A 12,975-nucleotide genomic window follows, 5' to 3' on the forward strand; every position below is an offset into this window, starting at 1 on the left:
GGGTCGTGTCGGGGCAGGTCGTACCCGGGTGGATCGCGTCCGGGGCGGGCTACCCGGGTCCGGTCGTACCCGGGTGGGTCGTACCCGGGCGGATCGCGTCCGGGCGGGGCGTACCCGGGTCCGGTCGTGTGCGGGCGGGTCGTACCCCGGCGGGTCGTACCCGGGTCCGGTGGTACCCGGGCGGGTCGCGTCCGGGCCGGTCGTGTCGGGCGGGCGTCGGCCGCCGGGACGTACCCGTTCGGGTGTTCCGGGCGCGCGCCGTCGCCGCAGCGCACACACGCGCTGATAGCCGTGGGGGATGCTGCACACCCCTCACACCCCTCACACCCCGACTCCGCGGCCCCGCGCGTGGTCCCGCCGCCGGTTCCGGGCCGCGGCGCTGCTCGCCTCGGCCGTCTCCGTCTGCCTGGTCGCCGCGAGCGCCCCGCCGACCCCCCTGGGCATCGGCGACCGCCTCTTCCCGCACCTGGGCAACCCCGGCTACGACGTGACGGCCTACGACCTGTCCTTCACCTACTCCGGCAGCAACAGCGAGCCGCTGAAGGCCGTCACCACCATCGACGCCCGGACGACGGCCGACCTGGACCGGGTCAACCTCGACTTCTCCCACGGCAAGGTCGACTCCGTCGAGGTCGACGGCGAGCCTGCCGGCTTCGCCACGGCCGGCGAGGACCTCGTCGTCACGCCGGAGGACGCGCTCGACGAGGGCGAGTGGACGCGGATCACCGTGCGGCACAGCAGCGACCCCGTGTACCCCGAGGACCGCCAGGGCGGCTGGGTGCGCACCGCCGACGGCCTCGCCATGGCGAACCAGGCCGATGTCGCGCACCTGGTGTTCCCCTGCAACGACCACCCCTCCGACAAGGCGCGTTTCACCTTCCGCGTCACCGCCCCCGACGGGCTCACGGCCGTCGCGAGCGGCCTGCCGACGGGTGTCGACCAGGTCGGCGGATCGACCACCTGGACGTACCGCACCGAGCACCCCATGGCCACCGAGCTGGCCCAGGTCTCCATCGGCCGCTCCACGGTGCTGCACCGCACCGGCCCGCACGGACTGCCCGTCCGGGACGTCGTGCCGACGAAGCACCGCGCGGCGCTCGAACCGTGGCTGAAGAAGACCCCCGACCAGATCGCCTGGATGGAGGACAAGGTCGGGCGCTACCCCTTCGAGACGTACGGCCTGCTCATGGCAGACGCCACCACCGGCTTCGAACTGGAGACCCAGACGCTCTCCCTCTTCGAGCGAGAGCTGTTCACCGAACCCGCCTACCCCGCGTGGTACGTGGAGTCGATCATGGTGCACGAGCTGGCCCACCAGTGGTTCGGCAACAGCGTCAGCCCGGGCACCTGGTCCGACCTGTGGCTCAACGAGGGACACGCCACCTGGTACGAGGCGCTGTACGCGGAGGAGACCGCGGACAAGCCCATGGCGGCGCGCATGAAGGCCGCCTACGGCGCCTCCGACCGCTGGCGCACGGCGGGCGGACCGCCGGCCGCGCCGAAGCCGCCGAAGAACGGCAGCAAGACCGGGATCTTCCGCTCCAACGTGTACGACGGTGCCGCCCTCGTGCTCTACGCCCTGCGCCAGGAGATCGGCCGCCCCGCCTTCGAGCGCCTCGAACAGGCGTGGGTCACCCGCCACCGGGACGGCACCGCGACGACCGCCGACTTCGTCCAGCTCGCCTCCGAGATCTCCGGCCGCGACCTGGGCGACTTCTTCCAGGCCTGGCTGTACGGCGAGAAGACCCCGCCCATGCCCGGCCACCCGGACTGGAAGCCGACGGCGACCGACCAGGCGTCGGCGGCCGCCACCAGGGAGGCGCACGGGGAATAAGCCGGTGACGAGACGGCCCGTGCCGTGCGACCATCTTCGGGACGGCACGGCAGGGGCCGCGGGAATCTCTCCGGCGGCTCGTGCGTTGTGCATAGTGTCGCGGTGTCAACGCCGCGCGCGATTCCGTTCCCAGCTGCGTAAGGATCCAATGACCTCCTCTTCTTCCCCCTCCCAGGACACCAAGCGTCTCGAGCAGACCTATCCCGAGGGCCTCCGGGCCGATGCCCTGATGGAAGAGGACGTCGCCTGGAGCCACGACACCGACACCGAGCCGAAGTGGGACGGCGAGCAGTTCGACCGCTCCGACCGCGCGGCGCTGCGCCGCGTGGCGGGCCTCTCCACCGAGCTCGAGGACGTCACCGAGGTCGAGTACCGCCAGCTCCGTCTGGAGCGGGTCGTCCTCGTCGGCGTGTGGACCTCGGGCACCGCGCAGGACGCGGAGAACTCCCTCGCCGAGCTGGCCGCCCTCGCGGAGACCGCCGGCGCGCTCGTGCTCGACGGCGTCGTCCAGCGCCGCGACAAGCCCGACGCCGCCACCTACATCGGCTCCGGCAAGGCCGAGGAGCTGCGGGACGTCGTCCTCGACACGGGCGCGGACACCGTCATCTGCGACGGTGAGCTGAGCCCGGGACAGCTGATCCACCTCGAGGACGTCGTCAAGGTCAAGGTCATCGACCGTACGGCCCTGATCCTGGACATCTTCGCCCAGCACGCCAAGTCCCGTGAGGGCAAGGCGCAGGTCGCGCTCGCGCAGATGCAGTACATGCTGCCGCGGCTGCGCGGCTGGGGTCAGTCGCTGTCCCGGCAGATGGGCGGCGGCAAGGGCGGCGGCCTCGCCACCCGTGGCCCCGGTGAGACCAAGATCGAGACGGACCGGCGCCGGATCCGCGAGAAGATGGCGAAGATGCGCCGGGAGATCGCGGAGATGAAGACCGGCCGCGAGATCAAGCGCCAGGAGCGCAAGCGCCACAAGGTGCCGTCCGTCGCCATCGCGGGCTACACCAACGCGGGCAAGTCCTCGCTGCTCAACCGCCTCACCGGCGCGGGCGTGCTGGTGGAGAACGCGCTGTTCGCCACCCTGGACCCGACCGTGCGCCGCGCGGAGACACCGAGCGGACGGCTGTACACCCTGGCGGACACCGTCGGCTTCGTCCGGCACCTGCCGCACCACCTGGTCGAGGCGTTCCGCTCCACGATGGAGGAGGTCGGCGACTCCGACCTGATCCTGCACGTGGTGGACGGTTCGCATCCGGCCCCGGAGGAGCAGCTGGCCGCCGTGCGCGAGGTGATCAGGGACGTCGGCGCCACCGACGTACCCGAGATCGTCGTGATCAACAAGGCCGACATGGCCGACCCGCTGGTGCTCCAGCGGCTGCTGCGGGTCGAGAAGCGGTCCATCGCGGTCTCGGCGCGCACCGGCCGGAACATCGACCAGCTGCTCGCGCTGATCGACAACGAGCTGCCGCGCCCGTCGGTCGAGATCGAGGCGCTCGTGCCGTACACCCGCGGCAAGCTGGTCGCCCGTGCCCATGACGAGGGCGAGGTGATCTCCGAGGAGCACACCCCGGAGGGCACCCTGCTCAAGGTGAGGGTGCACGAGGAACTGGCGGCGGAACTCACGCCGTACGTTCCGGCCCCGCTCGCCTGACGCCCAGTCGCACAGCGACGACGAGGGCCCGCCCCCTGCCGGCAGGGGGCGGGCCCTCAGCGCGTGCGTGTGCCTGTCAGCGACCGCCGTACGTCTTGCTCATGTTCTGGTACATCGCCTCGGCCTCCCGGCCCAGCTGCGGACCCGCCAGCCAGGTGTTCTCCAGCGGGCCGATCGAGGTGTTCGAGACCAGCTTGGTCTCGCCGTCCACCACCCGGAACCAGCCGCCGCCGGACGAACCGCCGGTCATGGTGCAGCCGATGCGGTACATCGTCGGCAGCGACGGGCTCAGCGACAGCCGGCCGGGCCGGTCGACGCACTTGAACATCTTCAGGCCGTTGTACGGCGCGGCGGCCGGGTAGCCCCAGGCGCCCATGCTGGCGACCTCCGTCGCGGAGGGGGCGGAGAAGTCCACCTCCAGCGCGGCGCCGACCGTCTCCTCCAGGGACTTGCTGCCCTGCTCCGGCTTCACGTGCAGCACGGAGTAGTCGTACGCGGCGCCGTCGCCGCCGTCCTCCGCACCACCCTGGATCCACTGGTTCGAGGTCGAGGCCCAGTCGGCCCACCAGGTGCCGTACGGGGCCATCTCGGTGGTCGTCGCGCCCGCCAGCTCCGCCTCGGACTTGCTGAGGTCGTTGTAGGAGGGCACGAAGGCGATGTTGCGGTACCAGCCGCCGCTGCCGCCGGCGTGCACGCAGTGGCCCGCCGTCCACACCAGGTTGGACTTGCCCGGGTTGTTCGCGTCCTTGATGACCGTGCCGGAGCAGACCATCGAGCCCTCAGGGGAGTCGAAGAAGACCTTGCCGACCGGGGCGGCGTTGTCGTGGTACGGCGTCTTCTCGGCCACGGCCTCGACGGGCGCCGGCTCCGGGTCGGTGGCGCCCTGGTCGGCGGCGGTGTCCTTGGTCGTGACGGTCTTGTCGGCCTCGGTCGCGGACCGCATCCGGTCCGGCTTCCACAGGCCCTCGATCATCGGGTTGACGAAGTCCTTGGCCTCAGTGAGCCACTTGTCCTTGTCCCAGTCCTTCCAGCCGCCGTCCTTCCACTGGTCGACGTCGATGCCGTGCTCCTCGAGCCGGTCCGCGAGGCCGGCCGGGACCTCGACCTTGCCGTCACCGCCGGCGTCGGCGGCCTGCGAGGTGCCGCCGCTGGGCTTGGCGTCGGCCTCGTCCTTCTCCGAGCCGCCACAGGCGGTCGCGGTGAGCGCCAGGGCGGCGACGAGACCGGTGGCGGCGAGTGCGGTGCGCCGCCGGTGCCGTGGAGCAGCGGGCGTTGGTGCGGAACGCATGGTGGGTCGACCCCCGTTGAAACGTATGAATACGGAACGTACAAGTGCGGAACGTACGAATGCGGAACGTACGAATGCGGAACGTACGAATGCGGAACGTACGAATGTCACCGAAGGCGTGGTGGGGTGCCGGGCGGGCCCGACGCACCCCACCGCCCTCCGAGTCGAGGCGGTGCGCCTCAGCGTGCGGTCACTGGCCGGCGAACTTGCCGCTCACCGCGTCGAACACACCCTTGGCCTCCTCGCCCAGCCGCGGACCGGCCAGCCAGCCGGCCGTCACCGGGCCGATCGAGGTGTTGGACACCAGCGCCGGCTCGCCGTCGGAACCGGCCGCGACCCAGCCGCCGCCGGACGAACCGCCGGTCATGGTGCAGCCGATGCGGTACATCGTCGGGTCGGAGGCGGCGATCGACAGCCGACCGGGCTTGCCCTCGCACTGGTACAGCTTCTGGCCGTCGTACGGCGCCGCGGCCGGGTAGCCGATCGCCTTGAGGTTCTTCACCTCGGGCACCGCGGGCGCGTCGAAGTCCACCGGAAGCGCGTCGCCGACCGTCTCCTCCAGGGACTTGCCGTCGCTGCCCTTCTCCGGCGTCACATGGATGACGGCGTAGTCGTACGAGGCGCCGTCACCGCCGGTCGCGCCGCCCTGTTCGATCCACTGGTCCGAGGTCTGCGCCCAGTCGCCCCACCAGACGCCGTAGGGAGCGACCTCATCCTTGGTGGCGTTCTGCAGTTCCTCGGTCGACTTGCCGGCGTCGTTGTACGAGGGCACGAACGCGATGTTGCGGTACCAGCCGCCCTTCTTGCCCGCGTGCACGCAGTGGCCGGCCGTCCAGACCAGGTTGGACTTGCCCGGGTTGGCCGGGTCCTCCACGACCGTGGCCGAGCAGACCATCGAGCCCTGGGGGGAGTCGAAGAGCAGCTTGCCCGCGGTGGCGGCGCTGTCGTGGTACTTGGGCGTCACCGCCTGCGCCTGCACCGGCTGCGGCTCCGGGTCGGTGACGCCCTGGTCACCGGAGAGGTCGCTGTCGTCGACCTCCTGGTCCGGCTCCTGGGCGTCCCGCATGCGGTCCGGGTCCCACAGGTCCTCGATGATCGGGTTGACGTAGTCCTGCGCCTCACGCAGCCAGTCGTCCTTGCTCCAGTTCTTCCAGGCGCCGTTCTTCCACTCGTCGACGTCGATCCCGTGTTCCTTGAGCTTGTCCTTGATGTGGTCCGGGATCCGGATCTCGCCGTTGCCGCCGTCCGCGGCGGACGCGGAGGCCGCGGCGTCGCCGCCCGCCTCGGGGTCGCCGGACTCGCAGGCGGTGGCGGTGAGCGCGAGTGCCGAGACGAGCGCCACGGCGACCGGCACGGGGGAGTTTCCGCGCCGCCCGCGCCTGTGCCCGCGCGTGGTGAACGACGGCCGTATGGATCGCATGCTGGTGATTCCCCCTATGGTGAACTGCCCTGGAACGGCACCACACACTATTCGTTCGCTGTGGGGGAGTTCCGACGGAACGGCAACGGTTCGGATACAAGGTCTGACCTGGCAAGCGTCCGTCGGGTGCGGGCGGGGTTCCGCCGACGCGTCCGGGCGAGGCGACGGCCGAGCCCGGGTGGCGAGGTCGTCCACCCGGGCCGTGTGCCCGCCTACTCGCTGATGCCGGCGTAGTCGGCGAGCGGGACGCAGCCGCTGTTGGCGATGGGCACCGCGTCCAGGTACCCGGCGGGCAGGTCGAAGGCGTCGACCAGGGCCGTCATGTACGGGGCGAGGCCGCCGGTCACCGTGTCGAGGGCGGTGGGCAGGGCACGGACCTGCTCGGTGCTCATGTGTCCGTGCGCCAGCAGGTCCCCGGTGCGCTCGCGCACCTGGTGCAGCAGGAACAGCAGGCAGAGTCGTTCCAGCAGTTCACGAGCCTGCGGCTCGCGGGCCAGGAAGACCGCGTCGAGGAAGGCGTCGGCCGCACGCAGGGAGGCGTGGGCGGAGACCATCTCCAGGGCCGCCGACGAGGTGGCGTTCCAGCGGGCGACCGGGTCCTTGGCGGGCCCCTGCCGCAGCGCCAGGCGCGCACGGGCCTGCCAGACGGCCTCGGACCGGGCCAGGAGGTGTCGCAGGAAGTGGGGGTCGACGAGCTCCTCGGCGCCGGTGGCCGGGACCGGCCACCCATCCTTCTCGGCCTCGTGGTGGAAGACCAGTTCGGCGGCGGCCTTCGCCCAGATCACGAGGTTGTCGCCCTCGGCGGTCACCGTCCCCTCGACGTACTCGGGGAAGCCGGACAGGCCGTTGACGGCGAACAGTCCCTGCGCGCCGCACCGCTCGCGGCACTCGACCGTGATACCGCGGGCCTGCCAGGTGATCCAGCCCTTGGCGACGGCCACCAGGCGTTCGACGCCCTCCCGTTCCTCGTCGGTGTGGCCGCCCCACCGGGAGAGCACCGAGCGGTGCAGGAAGGTCATGGCGTACGCCGTGGACAGCGCGCCGAGCAGTCGGCTGTGGTGGGTCCGGTACGCGTTGACGGCGATGCGCTCGCCCGCCCTGGGCCCGCTGACGTGGCGGTGTTCGCCGTAGCGGACGGCGATGGCCAGGGCGGCCCGGGAGGCCCCGACCGCCGCGCCGCTCATGCACAGCTTCCCCACCGTGACTCGCCCGATCGAGCGCAGGAATCGTTTGCGGCGGTTGCCGAGGGTGCTGCTCAGCGTGCCGTCGCCGCCGAGCCGGCCGTGCTCCGCCTCCAGCAACGCCTCCCGGCGCAGCCGCACCCGGTCGAAGGCGGTGAGGCAGTGGTCGACGGGCGCGCCGGAACGGAAGGGCAGCCGACGTACCCGTACGCCGGGCAGCAGGCCTTCGTCGTCGCTGAGTGGGGTGAGGAAGAGGAAGACGCCCTGGTCCTGTCCGCCGACGAGGAGCCGGGCGGCGACCACCGCCGTCTTGGGCCCACCGGTCGTGCTGGTGTTGGGCATGAACTTCTGGGCGCCGGGATGCGGCGTGTTCAGAATGAAACCGCCCGTCTCGGAATCTAGCTCGGCCGTGGTCTCCAGCGCGAAACTGTCGTTGCCGTGCTCGACTTCGGTGCACAGGAAGGTACCGATGCGCCGCATGGACGTGAACTCGGTCAGGTCGCGACGCGAGTCGCCCTCGTGGTCCAGGAGGCTGCCGAGGAACAGGTTGTAGTGGATGCTCGCCACCGTGCACAGGCCCCCGCCGCCGTCCACGATCGCCGCCCACTCGTGCAGACTCGCCAACCGGCCGGCGTCCTCGGCGAGGTCCTCGGGCGTCGGAACAGCGTCGTTCACCATGCGCAGCCAGTCGTAGGACCGGGCGGCCTGCTCGGCGGGTGACAGGCCCGGACGGTGTCTGAACGCGTTGTCGGCCATCAGTCGCTGCCAGGGGCGGTGTATCCGCTCCCGCTCGCCCTCGCGGTCGAAGAGCAAGCGGGTGAGTTCCCTGGTGGGTGTGGTGCCGATCGTTCCGAAGTCGCCGAACGCCAGGCTTTCGAACGCGCGCAGATCGTCCGCGAGGGACTGATCCGGATGAGTGGTCGCGCGGTCCCGCGCGGCGGGGTGTTGCTCGGTCCTCGATGTCAGAAGGGCCATGACCCTCTCCCCCGTGAGTTGCAGATCCGGATGGTTGGACGTGCAGTGGCAGAAGATACGGACCTACCGGTTTTGTTATCAAGTCAAGAGTTGGTAAATTGGCGTTCTCTCAGGGCCTTCGGCGGGTGTGATCCGTCGTGCCCGTCACTAACGGAATGTGCCCTTCAGCTCGATGTTCAGGGCATATGCCCAGCCGTTGAGCGGTCTCGGCCCCCTGGCAGAAAAACCGGCGCAATGGTTTGTTAATGGGCTGGTCACTCGGAGACATGACCTCTATGCCGTTCTTGCGGCGATTTCGGTGGTCATCGAGTGTGCGGCACTTGATCCTGGGCGTGGCCGGGTGACAGGATACGAACCTGTCGGTTTTCTTTTGCTCGAGCAGGTACCGGGCTGACGCGGAGGTGTGGAGCGTGGCACTGCAGGAACGCGCGATCAGGACGCGCCACTCCATCCTGGTGGCGGCCGCCTCTGTGTTCGCCGACGTCGGCTACGAGGCGGCGACGATCTCGGAGATCCTTCACCGGGCCGACGTGACCAAGGGCGCGCTGTACTTCCACTTCTCCTCCAAGGAGGAACTGGCGCAGGCGGTGCTGTCCGACCAGGTCGGCGCCGTGCCCGAGCCGGCCCCGCAGGAACTCGTCCTCCAGCAGGGTCTGGACTCGACCTTCCTCCTCGCCCACATGCTGAGCACCGGTGACGCGATGGTCCGCGGCAGCATCCGGCTCACCGTGGAGCAGGGCGTCCCGCGGGACGGGTTGAACCGACAGACGCCGATGGCCGGCTGGATCGAGTACAACGCAGCGGTTCTGGCCCGGGCCAAGGCGAACGGGGAACTGCTGCCCCAGGTCGACGTCGAGGACACCGCGCGGATGTTCGTGGCGGCGTTCACCGGGGCCCAGATCCTGTCGAAGATCATGACCGGCTACGCCGATCTCATGGACCGGGTCGCCGACATCGAACGGCACCTGATGTCGAGCGTCGCGGTCCCGGCCGTGCTCGTACGCCTGGACATGGGAGCGGACCGCGGAGCCCGTGTCTACGAGCAGGCGATGGAACTGCGCCGGCAGGCGCAGTCGGAGGCGGTCGGCTGACCGGTGCACGTCCCGGGGCGCGGTGACGGGCGCTCCGGTGCGGCGGGGGGCGTTCCGCATGGCAAGTGTCAATGCGTTGGGCAAGACCAACTCAGGGAGTGCCAATGGGAATGACAGCCTGTCCTTACGCGCTGGACGTGACGGGGCAAGACCTCGTCGGGGAGGCGGCGCGGCTGCGGGCCCAGGGGCCCGCCGTCCAGGTGGAGTTGCCCGGAGGGGTGATCGCCTGGGCGGTCGTCGGGCAGGAGTACGTGGAACGGCTGCTGACGGACCGCCGGGTGTCCAGGGACGCCCGGCGGCACTGGCCCGCTTTCATCTCCGGGGAGATAACGGGGCAGTGGCCGCTGTATCCATGGGTGGCCAACGAGAACATGCTCTTCTCCTATGGGGAGGACCACACCAGGCTGCGCCGGCTGATCGCCGGGGCGTTCACGGCGCGCCGGTCCGAGTCCCAGCGTCCGAAGGTGGAGCGGATCGCCGGCGAGCTTCTCGACGAGATGGGGCAGACCCCGCCCGGGACACCGGTCGACCTGAAGACCGCGTACGCCGACCTGCTGCCGCTGCGGGTCATCTGCGAGCTGTACGGCGTGCCCCGGGGCGAGGCCACGGACGAGCTCAGCGCCGCGCTCCACACGGTGTTCTGCAGCACCGTCACCGGTGAGGAGATGGGGGCCGCGCGCCTGCGCGCCTACGGACTGCTCGCCGAGCTGGTGAAGAACAAGCGGACGCAGCCGGGCGACGACCTGACCACGTCACTGATCCAGGCGAGGGACCAGGAGGACCGGCTCTCCGAGGAGGAACTCCTCGGCACTCTCTTCATGATGATCGCCGCGGGTCAGGACACCACGGCGATGCTGATCACCAACGCGGTCGCCGAGCTGCTGACCCATCCCGAGCAGCTGGAACACGTGCGTGCCGGCCGCGCCGGCTGGAGCGACGTGGTCACCGAGACCCTGCGGATGCACACGCCTCCGGCGTTCGCCCCGATGAGATTCGCCGTCGAGGACATCGACCTCGACGGTGTGCTGATCAAGCGGGGTGACCCGATCATCGTCGCCTTCCACGGGGCCGGCCACGAGGCGGAGCGGCACGGGGCGGACGCCGGCCGCTTCGATCTGCTGCGGGACAAGCGCGACCACCTCGGCTTCGGCCACGGTACCCACCGGTGCCTGGGAGCCCCGCTCGCGGAGATCGAGGCGGGAGTGGCCTTCGCCCAGCTCTTCGAGCGGTACCCGAAGATGGAACTGGCCTGCGCGCCGGCCGAACTCCGGCCCATACCCACCTTCATGCTCCATGGGTACGGTGCGCTTCCCGTCCTGCTCGGCCCCGCATCGGCCTGACGCTCGGTACTCCGCCGCCCCGCCGCCCCGCCGGGACGGCGGAGTTCGGGCGTTCGGGTTGCGTCCCTTGGGCCCCGCCCCGGCTGCCCGTCGGTGAGGCGGCGGACATGCGTCGCGCTCAGCGGGAGCCGGCCGGATCGGAGGGCCGGAACGGTATGAGCACGGGCGCGGGGTCGGCGATCAGTGAGTCCGTGCCCTCCGGGTCGACCGCCACGTGCGCCTCGGCGACGGAGGGCAGCAGCAGCCGCCAGTAACGGCTGAGTGAGCGGCGGGACAGCCATTCGTGATTCTCCCGGCTGAGTATCTCGAAACCGGTGGTCGCGGCGACCAGGGCCATCACCAGGTCGCGCTGGGGCAGACCGGGCTTGAGCGAGCCCTCGTCGGCGGCCTGGGCCAGCAGTTGCTGCACGCAGCTCTGCCACTCCTGGCGGAGACTGAGCCCGGTGCGCAGTGTGTTGTCGCAGTTGAGCCGGAAGCCGGCCCGCACCACCACGTCCTGACGCAACAGATGCGCCAGGACGTGAGAGACGTCGACCAGGGTCTGCAACGCGTTCGGCTGATCGTCGTACGCCCTGCGCGCCGACCGGCGAAGGATCCGGCCGGCCTCGCTCTCCACGGCGTCGGCCACGGCGGTCTTGTTGGGGAAGTGGAAGTAGAGCGCCCCGGAACTCACACCGGCTCCCGAGCTGATCTCCGCCAGGCGTGCCTGCACGTATCCGCGTTGCTCGAACAGCTCGGCCGCGGAACGTATCAGGGCGTGACGGGTGCGGATGGCCCGTTCCTGTTTCTTCACCGATTGGCTCCGTTGCGGAGTGTGCCTGGTGTGGCGGGGCGGCAGGGGAAGCGGCACGCGCACGGTGTGAACCGGGGGAGCGAGTGTCGCTCCCTCAGTATAAAACCAGCTCGGCGGTTTTGTATGCAGTCTCACGTCACCGATTTCCGGACAGGCATGCTTGCCATGTTTGGGGATTGATGCAGCTAGGGGGTGATTTGACGTGGTCTGGAAGGGCAGTCGACGTACTGCTGGGCCGCCGCCTGGTGGGCCGCTCAAGATTGACAAACCGGGCTCGCGGTTTGTAATCTCCCGGCGAACGGTCTACTTGTAACGCGCCTATCGCGCGGACGTGGGGAGTTACAGATGAACCGCCAGAGCACAGACCTCCTGGAACCCCGTATGACACGACGTCACGGAGCCCCCCACACGGCTCCACCCATATCCGGGTCGCCTCTCGTCGACGCGGCTGCGCCGCCCCGGCAGGGCGCCCTGCGGCTGCTCGTCGTGGAGAACGAGGCACGGGCCGCCGACTCCCTGGTGCAGGGGCTGCGCCGGCACGGCTACACGGCCGAGAGCGTGCCCACCGGCGCCGAAGCGCTGCGGACGCACCAGAGTTCGGACCTCATCCTGCTCGACCTCGACCTGCCCGACCTGGACGGTCTCGAAGTGTGCCGCAGCCTGCGGGCCACGAGCGAGACGCCGATCATCGCCGTCACCGCACGCGACAGTGAACTGGACCGGGTCCTCGGACTCCAGGCGGGTGCGGACGACTACATGGCGAAGCCCTACGGATTTCGAGAATTGCTGGCCCGGATCGAGGCGGTGATGCGCAGGGTGCGGCCCCAGCAGCCCGTGGAGCAGGTCCTCATGCACGGTCCGCTGCGCATCGACGCGCGGGTCCGAGAGGTCTGGCTGGACGGTCGCAGCGTGGGCATGACCCGCAAGGAGTTCGACCTGCTGCACCTGCTCGCCGCCCAGCCGGGAAAGGTCGTCTCCCGCAGGCAGTTGATGACACAGGTCTGGGAGGACAGCTGGTCGCGTCCTGGCCGCACCATCGACACCCACGTCAGCAGCCTGCGGGGAAAGCTGGGGTCGAGTACCTGGATCATCACGGTACGCGGCGTGGGTTTCCGCCTCGGCCACCCGTAGGCACCCGTGGGTCACTACGGCCGTTCGTCCTCCACCGGGCCGCGTTCCGGTGGAGGACGAACGTGCGGCGGACGAGGGGAAGTAATTCTCACCAAGGTTTGTAGCGAAGCGGCTTGATCCCTGAAGCGAAGGCCCGCGAGCCTGGCGGGAGTTGTCCGTACGCTCAGGAAGGTGAGCCGTCGTGCGCAAGGTGCTCATCGCCAATCGTGGCGAAATCGCTGTCCGTGTGGCCCGGGCCTGCCGGGACGCCGGGATCGCGAGCGTGGCCGTCTAC

10 protein-coding genes are annotated in these 12,975 nt (G+C 70.2%); 6 read left to right on the top strand and 4 right to left on the bottom strand.

Annotation, left to right across the window (positions count from 1 at the left end):
- The first annotated feature begins 298 nt into the window (after positions 1-298).
- The gene (locus ACFW48_RS35745) at positions 299-1,834 is read left to right on the top strand and encodes a M1 family metallopeptidase (protein ID WP_386322396.1); all 1,536 of its coding nucleotides are present in this window, start codon (positions 299-301) and stop codon (positions 1,832-1,834) included.
- A 148-nt stretch (positions 1,835-1,982) separates the two neighbouring features.
- The gene (hflX, locus tag ACFW48_RS35750) at positions 1,983-3,482 is read left to right on the top strand and encodes a GTPase HflX (protein WP_386322398.1); all 1,500 of its coding nucleotides are present in this window, start codon (positions 1,983-1,985) and stop codon (positions 3,480-3,482) included.
- A gap of 76 nt (positions 3,483-3,558) precedes the next feature.
- Here the strand turns inward: hflX and ACFW48_RS35755 are convergent, their stop codons facing one another.
- The 3 genes from ACFW48_RS35755 to ACFW48_RS35765 form a co-directional block, all read right to left on the bottom strand.
- Positions 3,559-4,770 carry a trypsin-like serine peptidase gene (locus ACFW48_RS35755; RefSeq protein ID WP_386322400.1) on the bottom strand — a complete coding sequence of 404 codons (1,212 nt, stop codon included), beginning with the start codon at positions 4,768-4,770 and terminating at the stop codon, positions 3,559-3,561.
- A gap of 190 nt (positions 4,771-4,960) precedes the next feature.
- Entirely contained in the window at positions 4,961-6,190 is a 1,230-nt protein-coding gene (locus tag ACFW48_RS35760; protein ID WP_386322402.1) for a trypsin-like serine peptidase, read from the bottom strand.
- A 212-nt stretch (positions 6,191-6,402) separates the two neighbouring features.
- Positions 6,403-8,346 carry an acyl-CoA dehydrogenase gene (locus ACFW48_RS35765; RefSeq protein WP_386322404.1) on the bottom strand — a complete coding sequence of 648 codons (1,944 nt, stop codon included), beginning with the start codon at positions 8,344-8,346 and terminating at the stop codon, positions 6,403-6,405.
- A 410-nt stretch (positions 8,347-8,756) separates the two neighbouring features.
- Here ACFW48_RS35765 and ACFW48_RS35770 point away from each other — a divergent pair, with 410 nt between their 5' ends.
- Together ACFW48_RS35770 and ACFW48_RS35775 are read left to right on the top strand one after the other, a co-directional pair.
- The gene (locus tag ACFW48_RS35770; protein ID WP_386322406.1) at positions 8,757-9,437 is read left to right on the top strand and encodes a ScbR family autoregulator-binding transcription factor; all 681 of its coding nucleotides are present in this window, start codon (positions 8,757-8,759) and stop codon (positions 9,435-9,437) included.
- 110 nt (positions 9,438-9,547) lie between these two features.
- Positions 9,548-10,777 (top strand): cytochrome P450, encoded by a 1,230-nt coding sequence (locus ACFW48_RS35775; protein ID WP_386322408.1) that lies wholly within the window; start codon positions 9,548-9,550, stop codon positions 10,775-10,777.
- A gap of 118 nt (positions 10,778-10,895) precedes the next feature.
- Here the strand turns inward: ACFW48_RS35775 and ACFW48_RS35780 are convergent, their stop codons facing one another.
- Positions 10,896-11,570, bottom strand: a complete 675-nt coding sequence (locus tag ACFW48_RS35780) for a ScbR family autoregulator-binding transcription factor (RefSeq protein ID WP_386322410.1) — start codon at positions 11,568-11,570, stop codon at positions 10,896-10,898.
- Between the two features lie 381 nt (positions 11,571-11,951).
- Between ACFW48_RS35780 and ACFW48_RS35785 the strand changes: the two genes are divergently transcribed.
- On the top strand, positions 11,952-12,701 hold the full coding sequence (locus ACFW48_RS35785; RefSeq protein WP_383556450.1) for a response regulator transcription factor: 750 nt from the start codon (positions 11,952-11,954) through the stop codon (positions 12,699-12,701).
- A 181-nt stretch (positions 12,702-12,882) separates the two neighbouring features.
- A partial coding sequence (locus tag ACFW48_RS35790; protein ID WP_280842533.1) for a biotin carboxylase N-terminal domain-containing protein occupies positions 12,883-12,975 on the top strand: 93 nt, incomplete at its 3' end.

This window comes from Streptomyces sp. NPDC058812, assembly GCF_042744565.1.
GTDB lineage: Bacteria > Actinomycetota > Actinomycetes > Streptomycetales > Streptomycetaceae > Streptomyces > Streptomyces thinghirensis.